The organism is Huijunlia imazamoxiresistens (genome assembly GCF_037132455.1).
GTDB lineage: Bacteria > Bacteroidota > Bacteroidia > Chitinophagales > Chitinophagaceae > Flavisolibacter > Flavisolibacter imazamoxiresistens.
Genome location: NZ_JBBBEI010000014.1, coordinates 91,966 through 109,734 on the forward strand (window position 1 = coordinate 91,966; position 17,769 = coordinate 109,734).

Sequence of the window (17,769 nt, forward strand, 5' to 3'; positions counted from 1 at the left end):
AAAACTGGAGGAGCGGAAAAGTTAAAGGGCCCCTTTTGGGAGCCCTTTGGAGGATAGTAAAGGTGGGGCAGTTGCCCGGCGCTTTCTATTTTACTTATTGCCACCCGAAGGCGGGTTTTTCTTCATGGGTTGCTGACCCGGCTGCAGGTTTTCTTTTTGCGGGTGGATCATCGGCTGGTCCATGTTACCCTGCTGTTGTACGCCCGGGGTCACCTGTCCTTCGCCCATGGTGCCCGGCAGGGCCAGGTCGCTGTTCCACATTTCGCGGTAGATCTTCCATTGACCCTTTTCCAGTTTCCATACGTTCATGTACTTGCCGTTGTCGGTCACCTGTCCGCCGGTACCGGTCAGCTGGTAGGTACCCGTTTCCACCACCAGTTCGGGACCGCCCACGGTTTCAAGGGGATTCAGGGTCAGTTTGTTGGATCCCATCTGGGGCATGGCCACGGCGATATGGCCGATGGTGCTGGCTTCACCCGAGGCCATGTTGGGCGGGTAGACGCGGGCTTCGCTGTGGTAGTAGCGGAGCATCGCCACGGAGTCGGCGCGGCTGAAATCTTCCGCATAGGCCTTGCTCCGGGAGAGCACTTCCTGCCGTACCAGATCGAGGCTGAAGGCGGCTTTGGCGGCATGGGCGCCCTCGCCCTTCAACTGGCCCTTGGCCTTGATCTTGCCCGGTTCGCTCTTCAATTCCGTTTCGCCCCTTAATTTGGGAAGCTTTTCGGTCTCTCCTTTTACTTTTACTTCTTTTTCGCCCGGTTTTGCTTTTACCTTGGTTTCCTGGGCATTGCCCCTGATGCCCGCATTTACCAGAAAGAACGTGAGGAAGGCAATCACGATTTTTTTCATATAATCAGGTTTTAGTGATGAAGGGAAGGGGAGCTGCGGAAGGGCCGCCTGCTGCCCGGGACCGGGAATGCGGGAAGGGAGGAAGTGCCTCCGCAGGCGGGAAGGCCTGCCGGATGCGCTGTTTACCTGGAGAAGCGGGAGGGTCATGGTTACCGGTTTAAAGGTTAGCGGCCTTACGGGCACCCGGTCCACAAAGTACAGGTTAGCGTGGTTTTTCAGGTTGGAACCAACCTTTAAGGTAAGAAAAAAACCGGTTCGCGGGGTCAACGGGATTCAAAAACCTTGGGGAAAAGAAAAAGGCCGCAGCGGTTTACTGCGCCTTTTCGGGAGAAGGCACAACGGGCATTCCTGGGCAGCGCAGGAGCTTCCCTCCTGCCCCGGGGTCCTGTATCCTTTATTTCTGCACGTGCTGGTTGAGGATCTTCGCCAGCTCGAACATGGAGATCTGGTTTTTGCCTCCGAAGATCTCGCGCAGGGTGTCATCGGCATTGATCATGCGCCGGTTGGCCTGGTCCTGGAGGCCTTTTTTCCGGATATAGTCCCACATCTTGCTGACGATCTCCGTACGCGGCATGGGCTTTTCTCCCACCACGCGGGCCAGGACGGCGCTAACGGTTACCGGGGTCATTAAAGCGGTGTTGACCCTTCTGGCCGTTTTACGGGCGGCTTTTTTCGGCGCCGCTTTTTTGGCGGCCTTGGGGGCGGCTTTTGCAACCGCTTTCTTCGGAGCCGCTTTTTTAGGCGCTGCCTTTTTGGGGGCCGCTTTTTTCACCGCTGCCTTTTTGGGAGCAGCCTTTTTAACGCTTGCTTTTGAGGGCGCGGCTTTTTTGGCCGCCTTCTTCGGCGCTGCCTTTTTTACTGCTTTTGCCATAATGGTTCTGAATTTAAGGGTTAATAGTAAATACAGTCCCTCTGTAGCGAAGGGGGTTGCTGTAAAATAGTTTTCGCAAGCAAATAGTTTGCCGCACGTAGGAAAAAAGGGCTATTTTCCCTCTGAAAAGGGCCATTATCCCCTGCTGGTGGAAAAGAAGTTGCCCCGGAGGGCTCCAATTTGGACTAGTAATTGCTTTTGGGCAGGGACAACACCCGTTTTTAATCACTAAAAAGAGAGACTATGAAGAACATATTTCTGGCCATAGGAGCTGCCGCCCTGGTGGTGGCCTCCTGCCACAGCAACCCGGAGACCCCGCAGGCGGCCGCCGACACGGTAACAACTGATACCGCCGGGCTGGCAGCCTTCCAGGCCTTTAAAGCCCAGCAGGAAAAAGATTCCCTGCAAAAAGTACAGGATTCCATTACCCGTGCCAACCGCCCGCTGGCAGCCAAGCCGAAGCCGGCCCGGCACCAGGCGGCGGCTTCCACTGCCGTCCGCAGCAGTTCCGGCAATGACAATACTGCTTCCGAATCCATTTCTTCCGAATCGGCCAACACCGCGGAACGCAAAAAAGGCTGGAGCAAAACCGCCAAAGGCGCCGTGATCGGCGGCGTGGTGGGGGCCGGAGCCGGGGCCGTGATCAATAAAAAGAACCGGACGAAGGGTGCCATCATCGGCGGCGCCGCAGGTGCCGGGGCCGGCGCCATCATCGGCCACGACCAGGACAAGAAGGACGGGCGCCACTAATAACCGTCATTGGAAATTGGACAATAGACAATGGGCAACCCTGCCTTCCAATCGGTCGAAACCGGTTAGAGGTTCCAGGGTTTGCCCACTTCTTCTACCTGGCCGGGCGCCAGGCGGGTGAGCTTCAGGGTACCGATGGCTACCCGTACCAGCCGCAGCGTGGGAAAGCCCACCTGGGCCGTCATCTTCCGGATCTGGCGGTTCTTGCCCTCCACGATGGTGATCTCGATCCAGGAAGTAGGCTTTTCTTTCCGGTAGCGGATGGGCGGGTTACGTTCCGGCAGGTGGCCCGGCGGGTCGATGCGGCGAACCCGGGCCGGCAGGGTGGTATAAGCGCTGCCGCCCACGTTGATCGTCACGCCTTTGCTCAACTGCCCCACCGCCTGCGGGCTGATCTCCCCTTCCAGCTGGGCATAGTAGGTTTTTGGCGTCTCCGTCTGCGGTTTCAGGTATTTTGTTTTCAGTTGGTTATCGTTGGTGAGCAGCAGCAGTCCTTCACTGTCCTTATCGAGCCGCCCTACGGGATACACGTCCGGGGGGAAGGGATAATCCAGGTCTTTCAGGGTAACGTCGCCGGCCTGCTCGGCGGTGAACTGGCAGAGCATCATGTAGGGCTTGTACACGGTAAAATAACGGTAGTGGGCGGTGCGCCGGGAGGCTTCGTTCAATCGGGATCTCATGGTGATGGGCCGGGCCGATTGCCGAACGGCTGCCGGGGACGGCAATAATAAGGAAATCCGGGGCCTTTCCGGCATGTTATTCGTTGCCCCTGAAGAAAACAAGGACCATGGAAGTAAAAAGACAGGATGATACCCGCAACCGCCCGGAAGGCGAACGTACCCTCAACGCGCCCTTTGTGCCCATCGACCTACCCCAATTTATCGAACAGATCCGGAACGAAAAAAACTGGAAGGAACGCGACCATACCGCCATTACCGTTTTTAAGAACAGGCTGCTGACCGTGGTGCTGGTAGCCATGCATCCCGGGGCCGAGATCCATACCCAACGCCCCGAGCATTTATGGAATGTGCAGGTGCTGGAAGGCAGTGTGCGCCTGGCCGTTAATGGCGACGAGGTGCGGCTGCTGAATGGCGGGATGGCCGTGGTGAATGCCGGAATCAAGTACAGCCTGCAGGCAACGGAGGAATCCTTGCTGCTGCTGACCGTTGCCGGCGAGGAAGCCGAAGGGGATAACCCGAACGAAGCCTGAAAAAAATAGCCCGTAGAACAGGCACCCCACCGGGCGCCTGTTCCCGTTTATAAAAAAGCAACGATATGGAACAGGAAAATAAAGCGGCCCTGCCGGATCAACAGCCTCCGGCCCCTTCGGGAAACAGCAGCAACCCGCCACCGCGGGAGGAAGGGCTCCCGCCCTCCGGCGCCAGCCAGCTGCTGGAGGAACAAGCGGAAAAGTACCTGCGCGAAGCAGGGAACATTGAAGACCTGCCCGATGCCAGGGATCAGCAGGAAGCGGATGCCCTGATCCGGGAAAAAAGCGAACCGCCACCCCCGGGAAAATAAGGAACGTAGCGTACAAACAGCCAACGAAAAAAAGGGTTGAAGAAACTGCTGTCTTCAACCCTTTGCCTGTATATTATTTTTTTTTGCCTGCCGGAAGGGACTCTTAATTGAGCAGGGACTTGATGGAGGTGTACAACTGGTCCTTGGTAAACGGCTTGTTTAAGAACAGTTCGGCTCCATTTTCGATGGCCACGTCCTGGACGGAGCCGTCGAAGCCCGAGATCATGATGATCTTTACGGCAGGATAATTCTTTTTGATGAAGGCGATAAAATCAACGCCGAAGCCGTCAGGCAGCTTGTTATCGAGCAATACGACGGAGGGTTGCTCCTTTTTCAGGTATTCCTCGGCCGCGGCCAGGCTTTTCACATGATCGAGTTCCATTTCCTTGCCGTTGAGCAGGATGTTCAGCAGCAGGCACATATCGCCTTCGTCTTCAATGATCAAAACTTTTTTGGTTTTTACATTTTCCATGGCAGTCTGGGGCATAATTTCTTTTTTAACGTTTATCAATTCGGTTTCGGAAATTGTTCCGGGTGGATTGAGGATCGCTCAGGGTCCGTTGGTTATGGTATCTCTTTTTCTAAAACCATTCCAAAAATTTTTGGGGAAAAGTGTAGAATATACATTTTTTATTTTTTCATGGGTTACGGGCCACCTGGAGCGGGCCGGCGGGGTGTTTCCTATATTTGACAAAACGGGTAAACATGGAACAGGTGATTGCAGGCGGCTTCGATGAATTCGGGTTTCCCTTCCTGGAGCTGCAGGTGCGGCATCAGAAAAAGGGGCTGTCGGCCGATGCCCGGGCGATCCTGGATACCGGGGCGGCACACTGCCTTGTCCGGGAGGAAATCGCCTTTAAATTAGGGCTGGAGGAGCTGCGGGAGGCCGATTACCGGCACCCGGTCTTCGGCAAACTGCTGCTGAAGGAATACCTGATGGACCTGGGCTTCGGCAACGGCCTGGTCATCGAGGGCATCCGGGCCGGCACCCTGCTCGACCCTCATTACCCCGCCGACGTGGTGATTGGCGTGGAGGTATTGCGGCACTGCCGGCTGTCGTACGACGGCCCCGCCCAAACCTTCCAGCTGGTGCTGGACCTGTAAAAAAATCTACCCAATTGTTGAGCTTACATTCCCCACTTTTTCAAAAGGCAGGGTCAGGGACCATTGACCAATGACTATTGACCAATGTTGCCTTAGGCAGGCGACACAAAAACCGTATCCCCCTTGCGCAGGGCGCCGTTGGCGTGGTTTACAATGATGGGCGTTCCGGAAATGCTGATTTCCACTTCGTCATAGCTGCCCATAAAGCTTACTTTTTTCACTTCACCGGCCAGGCCCCGGCCGGCATCGGGCACCAGGGTAAAATGGGCCGGGCGGGCAAAGCGGCCCAGGGCGCTGCCTCCTGCCCCGGGCAGGGCCGAAAAGGCCTGTGCCAGCCCCGAAGGAATGGAGCTGTATTTGCCAAAAAGAGCGGCGGCATGTTCATTCACCGGCTGGCGGTACACGTCGGCCGGGGCGCCCTGCTGGATCAGCCGTCCCTCCTGCAGCACCAGGATCCGGTCGGCCCAGGAAAGGATATCGGCCGGATCGTGCGACACCATCAGGCAGGTGATCTTCAGGCGGTCGCCGATGTCTTCGATCACCGACTGGAGCAGCCCGGTATGGATGGCATCGAGGTTGGAATAAGGTTCGTCGAGCAGCAGCAGCCGCGGAGCGGATACCAGCAGGCGGGCCAGGGAAATGCGCTGGCGCTCGCCCCCCGACAGCTGGTGGGTCCAGCGTTTCAGCAGGTGACCGATCCGGCAGATCTCGTATACCCTATGGGCCTCTCCTTCCGGCAGGCGGTTCGACATCTCCAGCAGTTCCTCCACCCGGTAGTTGTTGCGCAGCTCGAAATGCTGCGACAGGTAGGCGATGCTGCGAAAGCCGGGGATCAGCTTTTCTTCCGGCCCCGGCACCCGCAGGCCGGTAAAATAGACGTCGCCTGCAGCGGGCTGCACCAGCCCGGCAACGATCTTCAGCAGGGTGCTTTTGCCCGAGCCGGTAGCGCCGGCAATGGCCAGCTTCTGAAACTCCTCCAGCCTGAAGCTGACATCATGGAGCGTATATACTCCTTCTTCCTGCCGGGAAACCCCAGACACTTCTAAAAAACTCATAGCGCAGTAAAAAATGTAAAATGTTGAATGTAAAATTTAAAATGTAAAATATGGATGAATGCATTTGTAAATCAAGGGCGGCGTTCTGCCTTTATTTTACATTTTACATTCTCTATTTTACATTTTACATTTCCACGAACTCCCAGGCGCTGCGGTAGGCGTCGCGTTCCTGGGCGTAGGCGATAAAGCCTTCGTAAAAGGGCAGCTGCGACAGGGTGGCGCTGTCCCCTACCACCACCAGCTTTTTCTTAGCACGCGTCATGGCCACGTTCATCCGGCGGATGTCGGACAAAAAGCCGATCACGCTGTCGCTGTTGCTGCGGGTCATGCTGATGTACACGATGTCGCGTTCCTGGCCCTGGAAGCTGTCGATGGTGTTGACGGAAAGCTTGTCGCCCCACCGCTGCACGAAGGGCGCGTCGCGCAGCTGCTCCTTCAGCACTTCCACCTGGTGCTTGTAGGGCGAGATCACCGCTATGTCGGGCAAGGTTTTTTCACCGGGCGCTTCCTCGAGCTGCTGCACCAGGGCGGCCAGGTGGCGGCCCAAAAAGGCGGCTTCCTCGGCATTGCTGATGCTGGTGCCTTCGGTCTTTTCCTCGAAACCGCAGCCGGCGGTATCGATAAATTCCAGGGGGGAGTCGCCGGCAAACAGCAGGCGCTGCCCCACCGAGGGATGGGCCTTCAGCTGGTTGTCGTAAAACACCGAAGAAGAATAGCTCATGATGGCCTCGTGCATGCGGTACTGCTCTTCCAGCAGCACGACGGCCTCGGGGTGCAGGGCCACGCATTTTTCCAACAACGTGGTGCTCAGGCCTCCGCGGGCCGCATCCTCCGATTTGACGGTGGGGGGCAGCTGGCAGTGGTCGCCGGCCAGCACCACTTTTTTGGCTTTCAGCACGGGGATCCAGCAGGCGGGCTCCAGGGCCTGGCCCGCCTCGTCGATCACCACGGTAGTGTACTTCAGGTGGCGCACGGTATAATGATTAGCGCCCACCAGGGTGGCGGTGATCACCTGGGCTTTCGACAGCAGGTCGCTGGTGATGTATTGTTCGTTCTGCTCCACCTGGGCGGCTATGCTGCGGGCTTCGGCAAAGAGGGCCTTGCGCTGCTCGCGTTCGGCCTTACCGAAATTTCTTTTGTATTTATGGGCCATGTCGCGGAATTCGGAGGCCTGCTTTTTCAGGCGCTTGATTTCCTTCATGGCGGGATGGGCGGCCATTTTGCTGTCGAGGGTCAGGGCCGAAAGGCGTTCGGACACCCGGGCCGGGTTGCCCACCCGCACCACGTTCAGGCCTTGCTCGGACAGCCGCTCGCTGAGCAGGTCCACGGCCGCGTTACTGGGCGCTACCACCAGCACCTGCCCTTCAGGGGCCAGGGCCTTGATGGCCTGCACCAGGGTGGTGGTCTTGCCGGTGCCCGGAGGGCCGTGGACGATGGCCAGCTCGTTGGCGCTGATAATTTTTTGGACGGCGGCCTGCTGTACGGGGTTCAGCGCGGGCAGCGAAAGAGGGGCCGTTCCGGTATAAAAAGTAGGCTTTTTGGAGCCGGTGAGGATCCGTACCAGGTCGCCTTCCCCCCTTTTCTCGGCGCGCAGGGCGGCCTCTTTGAGGGCGGTTTCCATTTCGGAATAACTGTTGTCGTCAAAAACGGCATCGATCCCCAGCTTGCCGTTGCGCGCCCATTCGGGCAGTTCGTCGGTACGCAGGGTAATTTTGAGGCGGTGGGTGTTGATATGGGTGATGGTGCCCTCGAGGCGGTCGGTTTTGGGATCGTGGTTGGAAAAAAGGGCGGCGGACATGCCGAAGCGCAACTGGTGAAGGATATCCTGGTGGGTGGTGCGTTCCACTTCCACCACCAGGTAGTCGCCCCGGGTGATTTCCGTATCCCGGATAGCGATGGGGTACCAGGTCATGCCGGCTTCCCGTCGTTCGGGCACGGGCACGTTTTCCATCATTTCGCGGTAGGACCGGCGGTCTTCCTCTTTCTCCTGTTGCAGCAAGTCGCGCAGCGGCTTGAAATAATCCATCCCGTAAAGATACAGGGCCCGTTTTTATCCTTTCCTTAGGAATCTGATAAAGTTTGGGGCGGAAGGCGCCTAGCGAAAAGAACCAGGCAATCCATATATGTTAGAGACATAAGGAAAAAGAGATATCTTTATCGCCACGTGCAGGACAACGTTTTCCTGCAGGCAACCAAAACGCATCATGAGAAATACCGTACTTTGTGGGGTCCTTATTATTATTTCTTTCCTTTCCTGCTCCAAAGGTAATAGCGAATCGGAAACCTCCTCCGGAACCGAACAAAAGAAATACGCGCTTTCCTCCTTTTCCGTTACCGTCCTGGACCGCTCCCCGGGAACGGTTATCCTCCAATGGTCACCAGCCGAAAACCGCAACAATGCCGATACGGTAAAGTATGCGATTCTACTGAACAACCGCAAGCTGGACTCCGGCCTGGTACGGACGATCGACACCCTGTACCGGCTATCGCCGGACAGCGTCTATACGGGCAAAGTAATGGCGTATACCCAACGCGGCGACACGGCCTCCGCCCCCTTTTCCCTGCGTACGGCAAGAGGCTACGTTCTTATTTCCAGCAACGAAGGCAGCCTGAAATGTTTTGAAGCATATACGGGGGCGAAAGTATGGAGCTTTCCCAAAGTATATGCGGCCAGCGGCTCAGGTCCGATCATCAGTAACGATACGGTCTTTGCCCTCAATAGCCAGGATGAAATAAGGGCTATGGAGGCCTCCACCGGAAAGCTGCTGTGGAGCCGCCCCGGGGCAGGGATTTCCAGCCTGCTTTCTTACCACCAAGGGATCCTTTACGCACGGAAGCAGGACAGCTATACCGCCGTGGACAGCAAAACCGGGCAGCCCCTACGCACTTACCCCCTTACGCCGCATTTTTATACCCGTCCCGTCATTGCGGGTAACCGCGTTTTTTTTGGCTCCACCTACAGCGCCGGCACTTTTTACGCTTATGACCTTGACGGCACGCTCCTGTGGAAGGTAGAAAACCTGAACATGATTTGTAACCGCCCCTTATTAGTGAAGGAGGCGGTGATCCTTACTGCCGGCGGCAAGATCATGGCCTTTTCCCAGGCCAGCGGCACCTTGCTCTGGCAACAGAACCTGTCGACGCCTTCGCTGACCATGTCGCCGGTGTATTACGAAGGGAATATCCTGGTTTTTGCAGAAGGCTTGGGCCTTTGCGCCCTAAATCCCGTCAATGGATTCCTGGTCTGGAGCAGCAATGTGGGCTTCTCCATCGCCAGCCATGCACTTCCGGCTTTCGGAAACGGGCTGATTTATACCTGCAGGAACACCGGTCTCAATGACGGGATTAACGTCGTTGCCGTGGATGGCAAGACCGGCCAGCAGGTATGGAACCGAGAAATCTCTTGGATAAAACATGTGGACCAGATGATTTTTTTCAACAACAGGCTGATGCTAAAATCGTATTACGAAATGTATACGCTCAATGCGCTCAACGGCAACTTTACCTATAACACCACGGGTATTTCCAACGTCGACCTTATTAACTACTTTACCATTTTTTTCGAGGGCAGGCCCTACACGCTGTCCGAGAGCGCCCAATTCCAGCCCGAATAAATAGCCCGCTGCCTCCCCATTAACTGACCCGCTTGCGGGTCAAAGGCGCTACCGGCCGGGACCTACAACTGGATGGTTAATTTCCGGCCGGAATTAGCTACGATCAGCTTTAGTTTTAGCGTTTCGTCCTGCTGCACGTATACCGTTACAGGCAGTTTCTGTCCGGTAGAGAACCGGAATTCGCCCCGCTCGTTAGTGAGGGCCTCCTCCTCGCCCTTTACCGTGTACAGGTACACATTTGCGGCTGGCTTTCCCGAGGCTTTATAGGTGACCACGCCTTCGAGCGTGGTTTGCTCGGAGGGCACGGAAAAAAACGGGGTGGCCGTCAGGGAAGTAAACAGGATCAGGCTCGAAAGGCGGTCAGGTATCAGCATAAGAACATTTTTGGGAAAAAGAGATGGGCTTGTCCAAAGTTCCGGATGCCGTCCGCGCCCGGGCGGGACCGGCATCCGAAATTACAGCATCCCTTTTGTTTTTCCGCAGTTTTCGCGGTGATTATTGGGGATTGCCCCAGGGCTCTTAGTATACGGGCTGCGCCTGCACTTCAGCGGCGATCTTATGGATGTCGAGGGAATGGTCGAAGCAGAAAACAAAGCAGTAGAGCATGACGTCATCGAGGTAGGCGGCTTCACCCGGCGTAAAGAGCAGTTTGCCCTGGGCGTCCGTCATCTGCGAGAGGTCGTCCTCGGGCAGGAACGGCCTTTTATAGCGCTTATGGATGTAGGCGAAAAACTTCTTGATGGAATCTTCGGTTGTTATTGTATGGGTTTTCATGATGTTTTTTGTGAGAGGGATCTGTTAATGAATATTGTGCCAGGTCTGTGATGCGGGTTACTGAATACCCTATTGCAGATTAAAATGCAGCTGGTTCCGCTACTACCTGGGGTCGTTCCTTTGGGGCTTTGACGGTCGGGTCGGCTTCGGGTGCCCGCAGGGGCGCTTCGTCTTCCCTGACTGCCGGTCCGCCGGCCGAGAGTTCGCTGCCGGGAACTTTTGATTTCAGCAGGGGCCACAGCAGCTGGGCGTACCATTGGTCGCCTTCATAATGGCTGATGCCGTAGGATTGGGGATATTTGCGGCTGATGAGGGCGGTATCGAAAATGATATCCCAGATAAAGAACATGTTGCCGAAATTTCCTTTATAAAAGCCCACCCCGTCATCGGCGGTATCGGCATGGTGGGCATGGTGCGTGGCCGGCGTGGAAATGGTCCGTTCCAGTACCCAGGCTATGGGATGCAGCCACTTGTATTGGTAAAAAGGCCGGTCCCAGGGAATGCTGGAGTGTGCCAGCTTGGTGATCAGCGATTTGATGCCTTTCACGAACAGGGCCGGGTAACCCAGGCCCAGGTATACCAGCAGGGTGGTCAGGTAGGTCTGGGAAAAGAACAGGGTGTAGATAATGTTCTGCCGGCTGGCCATGGCCATGCCCATATAAGGAGCCGAGTGGTGGGTGCGGTGGAAGCGCCACAGCCAGGGCACCTGGTGGTGCAGGCGGTGGTACCAGTACTGGGTCAGGTCGTCGTAGATGGCGATGATGAGGGCGCCCCAGATAAAGGGAATCCAGTCGAACTGGTTTTTGGCGCCGGGCAGCAGCTGCGGCAATATCTTCAGCCCGTAATACGCCACCACCGGGCCTACCACCAGCTTGGGCAGGGTGTAGCAGGCAATGTCCAGGAAGCGCTCGTTGCGGCTCCACTTCTTGCCGTACAGGCCCAGGGAAAATTCAAGGATACCGAGAATGAAGGTGAGGGCGGTAAGGCCCCAGCCATTGAGGTTGCGGAAAATTGCTTCAATGAAGTTGATCATGATCCGTTTTTTTTGAGGGGAAGAGGAATTAGCGTTGGTGGTTTTGGGTGGTTGCAGCGGCGGGCTTGCCTGCCTTGATCCAGGGCCGCTGGCCGGTCAGGTAAAAGCTGAGGAACATCAGCAGCAGCGGCAGGGCATAAATGAACAGGCTGAGGGCCGCGTTTCGGGCGATCTTTTTCCGGAGTTCTTTTTCCATAAGGGTTTATTTGTCGGTCCAGTGAGTGAGGGAAGAGTTTTGTGGCTGCGGGCTTAATAATTTGATGGTCAGCTGCAGGCCGCCCCAAAGCAGGAGAGCCGGGACCAGCACGAGAATCACGCCCACGATAATCTTTTTCAGGATCAGGACGCCGTCGGAAAGGGTCATAGTGCTTGTTTTAGGGTAAAAGAATGGCTTTCGGCAACGGGTAACCGAAGCAGGGGCGCAAAGGGGCACTACCCTGCCGGCCGTAACCGGGGAAATTAAAAAAGGTTTTGGGAAATGCGCTGGCTTAACTACAGCAATAACGGGCGGGGACGCAGGACCGGAACGAACAGGGAACCGCTGCGGCCATCGACGGGCCGGGAGTACGCAAAGGCATAATCGAAAACTTTAAGGATGAAAGAATACGTCCTGCCGGCGGTTACAACAGGCTTTAGGGGTTCAGGATATTAGTCCACTGATTTGGTAGACAAATGTAAAAGCATTTGGTGCATCCAACAAAATATTTCTTCATTTTTTTGTTCCGCCCGGCGTAAAACCGCTCCGCCAATTTCGCCGTGGCGAAACCGGAGAGCGGTTTTCACGGCAACCCATAAGGTCCCAACGCCTTTATTAAGGGTTCCGTCGATTCCGGCCCCGGCCCCCTTCCCGCCCACCCTATCTTTGTGGGGCAATCAATTTATTACCGTATCCATTTTACCCGTTTCCCTGGAAAACTCAGGCTTCCCAGCTAACTGCGCTGAACCGTACGGCCTGAACCCTTTGATCCCCTCCCCGGAGGGGATTTTTTTATGCGGCCCTGTCCGTTGCGGGGAAAAGATGCCCCGGGCGTTTGTAGTTTGAAGGATTGGAACTATATTTGTCCACTATTTTAGTAGACTATTACCGGGCAGGTGGCAGGCAGATGATGCACGCCGGCCCACCGGGAGGAACCTTATTGTTTAACCAACAGCATTGTAATGGAAAAAATCTTTTTAAGTGATGCCGGGCCCAAAGTGTCGCCGGCGGTTTACGGCTTTTACCGGTGGTACGACGACGCCGACAATTCTTCCGCCAATATGGAACGGATCATCAACCTCTGCCTGGAACTGGATATCAACACCTTTGACCATGCCGACGTCTACGGCCACTACCAGTGCGAGGAACTGTTTGGCAAAGCCCTGAAGCGCCGCTCCTTCAAGCGGGAGGACGTGGTGCTGTTCACCAAGTGCGGCCTGCTCCACCCCTACCCCTGGCAACCCAACGTACGTGTGAAGCATTACGACCTGTCGGCCCAGCACATTTTAAAAAGCGTGGACACCTCGCTGCGTCGCCTGCGCACCGACTATATCGACATCTTCCTGCTGCACCATTTCGACCCCATCGCCCACCTCGAGGAAACGGCCCTGGCGCTGGAAAAGCTGCGGGAATCGGGAAAAATCAAAAATATCGGGGTGGCCAACTTCTCGGTCTTCCAGCACCAGCTGCTGGCATCGTACCTGAACGTGCCCATCGTGACCAACCATATCGAGCTGAACCTGCTGAACACCTCGGCCCTCGACAACGGCCAGGTGGACTACATCCGCCAACGCTACATGCGCCCGCTGGCCTCCGCCCCGCTGGCCAACGGCAAAATAGCCGAAGGCACGGACGAACAGTCGGTGCAGGTGCGCCGCAAACTCCAGGAGATCGCTCCGAAATACGGGGCCGACATCGAATCCGTGGCCGTGGCCTGGCTGACCAAACTCGGCGCCCTGCCGCTGATCGGCACCCGCAGCGAACAGCGGATCCGCAACATCGCCGCTTCCTTCCGCCTGCAGCTGGACCGGCAGGACTGGTACGAGCTCTATGCCGCTTCGCGCAAGGTGCACACAAAAGAACCCGCGCTGGTATAACCCGGCAACCCGGAAATTAAGGGTATCTACCGGTTGGAAAAATGACTTCCGGCGACAATAAAGGCAGGGGCCGCGAAAGGCCTGATAAAAAAAGAAGGCGGCCCCTTACCTTTACCGCGGCTGATCCAGCCAAATTTAATATTTTATGGAAGCTCATTTTCTCAAGCGCGTTTCTGTAGCGGGTTTATTGATTGCCCTGGGAATTATTTACGGCGACATCGGTACCTCGCCCCTCTATGTGCTCAACGCCATCACCAGCGGAAAAACCATCACCGAAGACCTGGTGGTCGGCGCCTTGTCGCTCATCTTCTGGACCCTGACGCTGCAAACCACCATCAAGTACGTGGTGCTGACCCTGCAGGCCGACAACCGGGGGGAAGGCGGCATCTTTTCCCTTTTTGCCCTGGTACGCCGGCGCCGCAAATGGCTGGTGATCCCCGCCATGATCGGGGGGGCCGCCCTGCTGGCCGACGGCATGATCACCCCGCCCATCTCCGTTACCTCCGCCATCGAAGGTTTAAAGCAGGTGCCGGCCATGGCCGACATCAGCCAGCAGACCATCATGTACATCGTCATTGCCATCATCTCCGCCCTGTTCTTTATCCAGCAGTTCGGCACGGCCTTTATCGGCCGCTTTTTCGGTCCCATCATGACCCTCTGGTTCCTGATGCTGGCCACCCTGGGGGCCATCCACTTTGCCGACGACCTGCACGTGTTCAAAGCACTCAGTCCCTATTACGGCATCAAGCTGCTGCTCACGTATCCCAAAGGCTTCTACATCCTGGGCGGCGTCTTCCTGTGTACCACGGGGGCCGAAGCGCTCTATTCCGACCTGGGCCACTGCGGCAAACTCAATATCCGCTACTCCTGGATCTTCGTCAAGACCTGCCTGATCTTCAACTACCTGGGACAGGGTGCCTGGCTGCTGAGCCACTACAAAGGCCAAACCATCAGCGCCCACCTGATCTCGTCCGGCTTCAACCCTTTTTACGGCGTCATGCCGGGATGGTTCCTCTATTTCGGCATCGCCATCGCCACGGCGGCGGCCATCATCGCTTCGCAGGCCCTGATCTCGGGCTCTTTTACCCTCATCAGTGAGGCCATGCGCCTGAACCTCTGGCCCAAGCTGCGGATCGTATATCCCACCGAAGCCCGCGGCCAACTCTATATTCCCGCCATCAACATGATGCTGTTTGCCGGCTGTATCGGCATCGTGCTGCATTTTAAAAAAGCCGCCAACATGGAAGCGGCCTACGGCCTGGCCATCACGCTCTGCATGATCGCCACCTCTATCCTGTTTGCCAATTTTTTGGTGCTGCGTCGTGTGAAGCCGGCCCTCATCTACCTGTACCTGGCGGTCTACCTGACCATTGAGCTGAGCTTCCTGGGCGCCAACATGGAAAAGTTCCCCCACGGCGGTTACGTGGCCCTGCTGGTAGGCGGCGGCCTGTTTTTGGTGATGTACATCTGGTTTGCCGCCCGTAAGGTGAAGAACCGCTACGTGGAATTCGTGCGCCTGGAACACTACATCCCCATGATCCAGGAGCTGAGCAACGACCGTTCGGTGCCCAAATACGCCACCCACCTGGTGTACCTCACCAGTGCCGACAACCCCAAAGAAATTGAACACAAGATCATCTACTCCATCCTCAACCGCAAACCCAAGCGGGCCGACATTTACTGGTTCGTGCACGTGGATACGCTGGATGATCCCTACACCACGGAATACACGGTGGAGCACATTATTCCCAACGATATCATCCGGGTGGAGTTTCGCCTGGGCTTTCGGGTGCAGCCGCGCATCAACCTGATGTTCCGCAAGGTGGTGGAAGACCTGGTGGCCAACCGCGAGGTGAACATCATCAGCCGCTACGAGAGCCTCGAACGCGGCAACGTGGTGGGTGATTTTTCCTTCGTGGTGATGGGCAAGTACCTCAGCCAGGACAACGACCTGCCGGTCTGGGAGCGCCTGCTGATGAAGGGCCACTTCTGGCTGAAGAAAATAAGCCTGTCGGAAGAAAAAGGATTTGGCCTCGATACCAGCAACGTGATCGTGGAGAAGTTCCCCCTCATCGTGTCGCCGGTGGCCAACCTGAAACTAAAGCGGGTGCATCCGTAAACCTCACCCCGGCCCCCGCTTGCGCGGGCCGGGAGTTTTCCTATTTCGTACTTCCGGCCGAAGGCGATGCCTTCCAGGCTTTCATGCTTTCATTGAGATAAGCGATCATTTGTTCGCGGGTGGTATGCTCCCGCAGCCAGTCATAGGAGGGCCGGTAGCGGTTCATGAACTCCGCCAGGGGTTCACCCTTCAGGCCGGTATACAGCGTCACCATCTGGGGCGGACAGCGGAAATCGATATAGGCCTCCTCTTCCATGCGGTTAAAGCTCTTTTCCGCACGTACTTTATTCTTCGACTTCTTTTTAAAAACCCGGTCCAGGTTAAGCGCCACGCCGAAACCCAGGGAGGGGTCGTGTTTCACCAGGCTGGGCGAACTGCCCCTGGCCTCTTCAAAGGCGGCGCGCCGCTGCAGGCTGTCCATCTGGTATTGCCGATAAGCCGACACGGTGACGCCTTCCAGCATTTTTTCGGATGGCGCCAGGTGAATCTTTACCGTATCCTGGAACAGGACGGAATAGTGCAGCGTATCGAAATGATAGTTCGGCGCCAGGGCATAGATCAGGTCATCGGGTTTTACCCCCAGGCGGAAATAACCGTCCAGGCCGGTACGCACCTTCTGACCGGTCTGCGCATTGTGTAGGGTGCCCCCGGTAATGGGTAACTGCGTTAAACTGTCCACGAGGTAACCGCTTAAAATATTCCGCTGGGCGTTGATGGTCCCCACAAAGCAGCATAAGAGCAGCAACAGGATGCAGGGCTTAAGGGATGGTGTACTCATAAGAATGAAACTGCCGCAAATAGTATGCAAGGAAAACTGCATACATCCGCACCCGCTGCCGGTTGCCGGCCCCCTATTTTTTCCCGCCAAAGAAACCCAGGTCCCATTGGTCCTGCCATTCGATTTGGGGGAGGCCGTCGCGGAACTGTACGGGCAGCCAGAGGTACCGGCTGTCCCTCAGGTCGCGGGGATTCCATTTGTCGGCCATAAACAGGAAGGCGTCTTTTTTGCCCATGACGGGCTGGATATGGGTGGACTGTCCCCCGAAGGTCAGCCCGGCGCCGGGGCCTTTCATGGGGTCGCCCTTCAGGGTCCAGGGTCCCCAGGGCGAGGTGGCGGTATGCAGGCTGGCCGCGTTGGGATCCCAGCCGGTGCAGCCGCTGGTGACCAGGTAGTAGGTGCCCCGGTGCTTCATCAGGGCCGGAGCTTCGCGGTGTTTGCTGAACAGCATAACGTCCTGGCTGGTGGGCGCCTGGTAGTCGTCCGTGAGCTTACAGATCCGCAGGTCGTAGTTCTCGTTGGAGGAATAGAGGTGATAAGCCGAACCGTCATCGTCCACGAACAGGGTCATATCGCGCGACATATTGCCGTTGGGGCGGAAGCTGCGCACAAAGGTAAACGGGCCCGTGGGCCTGTCACTGACCGCCACGGCCGCCCGGGCGGCGCTGTAACCTTTGCCCCGCAGCTCCAGGTGGAACCAGAGCACGTATTTACGGGTCTTTTTGTTGTAGATCACCTTGGGCCGTTCCATCAGGCAGCCCCGGGCAATATCGCTGGCCGTGTCGGTGGCCGGCGCCAGGGCCAGGCCCTCAAAGGTCCAGTTGTACAGGTCTTTGGAGGAGTACACGTTCACGCCTTCCGAGGCGGAGCGCCCCCGCTTTTCGCCGTACCAGTAATACCGTTTGCCGTCGTACAGCAGGCCGCCGCCATGGGCGTTGATCACCTCTCCGCGGGTATCGTACCAGAGGGCGCCGGGTACAAAGGCCTTCCGGGAACGAAGCGAGTCGGTCAACGGTTTTTGGGCAGCCCGGTTCGTACTGGCCAGGCAGGCTGCGGGCACCAGCGCCAGCAGCATTATCAGGGATAAAATTCTTTTCATGGTCCAGGGGTGTTAGGAACGACAATATTACTTGTCTGTCCTTCCTCCCACCGGGGAAAGAATGGTAAAAAAGAAGGAGAGATCAGGAATTTCGGATGTCGGATGTCGGATTTCGGATCCTCTTGATTA

20 protein-coding genes are annotated in these 17,769 nt (G+C 56.6%); 7 read left to right on the forward strand and 13 right to left on the reverse strand.

Features of this window, described 5'->3' with window-relative positions; genetic code table 11:
• Positions 1-90 precede the first annotated feature (90 nt).
• Positions 91-849 (reverse strand): nuclear transport factor 2 family protein, encoded by a 759-nt coding sequence (locus tag V9K67_RS17150; protein ID WP_336724471.1) that lies wholly within the window; start codon positions 847-849, stop codon positions 91-93.
• Between the two features lie 394 nt (positions 850-1,243).
• Complete coding sequence (locus tag V9K67_RS17155; protein ID WP_336724474.1) at positions 1,244-1,720, reverse strand: SWIB/MDM2 domain-containing protein; 477 nt, start codon at positions 1,718-1,720, stop codon at positions 1,244-1,246.
• A 243-nt stretch (positions 1,721-1,963) separates the two neighbouring features.
• On the opposite strand from V9K67_RS17155, the gene V9K67_RS17160 reads away from it, so the two are divergent.
• Entirely contained in the window at positions 1,964-2,470 is a 507-nt protein-coding gene (locus tag V9K67_RS17160; RefSeq protein ID WP_336724476.1) for a YMGG-like glycine zipper-containing protein, read from the forward strand.
• A gap of 65 nt (positions 2,471-2,535) precedes the next feature.
• On the opposite strand, the gene V9K67_RS17165 is transcribed toward V9K67_RS17160, so the two are convergent.
• A complete protein-coding gene (locus V9K67_RS17165; RefSeq protein WP_336724478.1) occupies positions 2,536-3,150 on the reverse strand; it encodes a pseudouridine synthase in 615 nt (204 codons plus the stop codon).
• Positions 3,151-3,257: 107 nt separating this feature from the next.
• Here V9K67_RS17165 and V9K67_RS17170 point away from each other — a divergent pair, with 107 nt between their 5' ends.
• Both V9K67_RS17170 and V9K67_RS17175 read left to right on the forward strand, forming a co-directional pair.
• A complete protein-coding gene (locus tag V9K67_RS17170) occupies positions 3,258-3,680 on the forward strand; it encodes a cupin domain-containing protein (RefSeq protein ID WP_336724480.1) in 423 nt (140 codons plus the stop codon).
• A 65-nt stretch (positions 3,681-3,745) separates the two neighbouring features.
• Complete coding sequence (locus V9K67_RS17175) at positions 3,746-3,991, forward strand: hypothetical protein (RefSeq protein WP_336724482.1); 246 nt, start codon at positions 3,746-3,748, stop codon at positions 3,989-3,991.
• A 103-nt stretch (positions 3,992-4,094) separates the two neighbouring features.
• Here the strand turns inward: V9K67_RS17175 and V9K67_RS17180 are convergent, their stop codons facing one another.
• Positions 4,095-4,478 carry a response regulator gene (locus V9K67_RS17180; RefSeq protein WP_336724484.1) on the reverse strand — a complete coding sequence of 128 codons (384 nt, stop codon included), beginning with the start codon at positions 4,476-4,478 and terminating at the stop codon, positions 4,095-4,097.
• A gap of 218 nt (positions 4,479-4,696) precedes the next feature.
• On the opposite strand from V9K67_RS17180, the gene V9K67_RS17185 reads away from it, so the two are divergent.
• The gene (locus tag V9K67_RS17185) at positions 4,697-5,095 is read left to right on the forward strand and encodes a pepsin/retropepsin-like aspartic protease family protein (RefSeq protein ID WP_336724486.1); all 399 of its coding nucleotides are present in this window, start codon (positions 4,697-4,699) and stop codon (positions 5,093-5,095) included.
• A gap of 92 nt (positions 5,096-5,187) precedes the next feature.
• Here V9K67_RS17185 and V9K67_RS17190 read toward each other — a convergent pair whose 3' ends face one another.
• Both V9K67_RS17190 and V9K67_RS17195 read right to left on the reverse strand, forming a co-directional pair.
• Positions 5,188-6,150: an ABC transporter ATP-binding protein gene (locus V9K67_RS17190; RefSeq protein ID WP_336724489.1), complete on the reverse strand. Its 963-nt coding sequence runs from the start codon at positions 6,148-6,150 to the stop codon at positions 5,188-5,190.
• 124 nt (positions 6,151-6,274) lie between these two features.
• A complete protein-coding gene (locus V9K67_RS17195; protein WP_336724490.1) occupies positions 6,275-8,176 on the reverse strand; it encodes an AAA domain-containing protein in 1,902 nt (633 codons plus the stop codon).
• 178 nt (positions 8,177-8,354) lie between these two features.
• On the opposite strand from V9K67_RS17195, the gene V9K67_RS17200 reads away from it, so the two are divergent.
• Positions 8,355-9,764, forward strand: coding sequence for a PQQ-binding-like beta-propeller repeat protein (locus tag V9K67_RS17200; RefSeq protein WP_336724492.1), 1,410 nt, complete (start codon positions 8,355-8,357; stop codon positions 9,762-9,764).
• Positions 9,765-9,826: 62 nt separating this feature from the next.
• Here the strand turns inward: V9K67_RS17200 and V9K67_RS17205 are convergent, their stop codons facing one another.
• The 5 genes from V9K67_RS17205 to V9K67_RS17225 all read right to left on the reverse strand — a co-directional run bounded on the left by V9K67_RS17205 (position 9,827) and on the right by V9K67_RS17225 (position 11,935).
• Positions 9,827-10,138 carry a hypothetical protein gene (locus tag V9K67_RS17205; protein ID WP_336724494.1) on the reverse strand — a complete coding sequence of 104 codons (312 nt, stop codon included), beginning with the start codon at positions 10,136-10,138 and terminating at the stop codon, positions 9,827-9,829.
• 145 nt (positions 10,139-10,283) lie between these two features.
• Positions 10,284-10,538: a hypothetical protein gene (locus tag V9K67_RS17210; protein WP_336724496.1), complete on the reverse strand. Its 255-nt coding sequence runs from the start codon at positions 10,536-10,538 to the stop codon at positions 10,284-10,286.
• Positions 10,539-10,617: 79 nt separating this feature from the next.
• The gene (locus tag V9K67_RS17215; protein ID WP_336724498.1) at positions 10,618-11,571 is read right to left on the reverse strand and encodes a sterol desaturase family protein; all 954 of its coding nucleotides are present in this window, start codon (positions 11,569-11,571) and stop codon (positions 10,618-10,620) included.
• Between the two features lie 28 nt (positions 11,572-11,599).
• Positions 11,600-11,767 (reverse strand): hypothetical protein, encoded by a 168-nt coding sequence (locus V9K67_RS17220; RefSeq protein WP_336724500.1) that lies wholly within the window; start codon positions 11,765-11,767, stop codon positions 11,600-11,602.
• Positions 11,768-11,773: 6 nt separating this feature from the next.
• Positions 11,774-11,935 carry a hypothetical protein gene (locus V9K67_RS17225; protein ID WP_336724502.1) on the reverse strand — a complete coding sequence of 54 codons (162 nt, stop codon included), beginning with the start codon at positions 11,933-11,935 and terminating at the stop codon, positions 11,774-11,776.
• A 794-nt stretch (positions 11,936-12,729) separates the two neighbouring features.
• Between V9K67_RS17225 and V9K67_RS17230 the strand changes: the two genes are divergently transcribed.
• On the forward strand, positions 12,730-13,644 hold the full coding sequence (locus V9K67_RS17230) for an aldo/keto reductase (RefSeq protein ID WP_336724505.1): 915 nt from the start codon (positions 12,730-12,732) through the stop codon (positions 13,642-13,644).
• Between the two features lie 145 nt (positions 13,645-13,789).
• Positions 13,790-15,763 carry a KUP/HAK/KT family potassium transporter gene (locus tag V9K67_RS17235; protein WP_336724507.1) on the forward strand — a complete coding sequence of 658 codons (1,974 nt, stop codon included), beginning with the start codon at positions 13,790-13,792 and terminating at the stop codon, positions 15,761-15,763.
• A gap of 40 nt (positions 15,764-15,803) precedes the next feature.
• Here the strand turns inward: V9K67_RS17235 and V9K67_RS17240 are convergent, their stop codons facing one another.
• Together V9K67_RS17240 and V9K67_RS17245 are read right to left on the reverse strand one after the other, a co-directional pair.
• A complete protein-coding gene (locus tag V9K67_RS17240; RefSeq protein ID WP_336724508.1) occupies positions 15,804-16,541 on the reverse strand; it encodes a hypothetical protein in 738 nt (245 codons plus the stop codon).
• A gap of 73 nt (positions 16,542-16,614) precedes the next feature.
• Positions 16,615-17,640 carry a glycoside hydrolase family 43 protein gene (locus V9K67_RS17245; RefSeq protein ID WP_336724511.1) on the reverse strand — a complete coding sequence of 342 codons (1,026 nt, stop codon included), beginning with the start codon at positions 17,638-17,640 and terminating at the stop codon, positions 16,615-16,617.
• Positions 17,641-17,769: the final 129 nt, after the last annotated feature.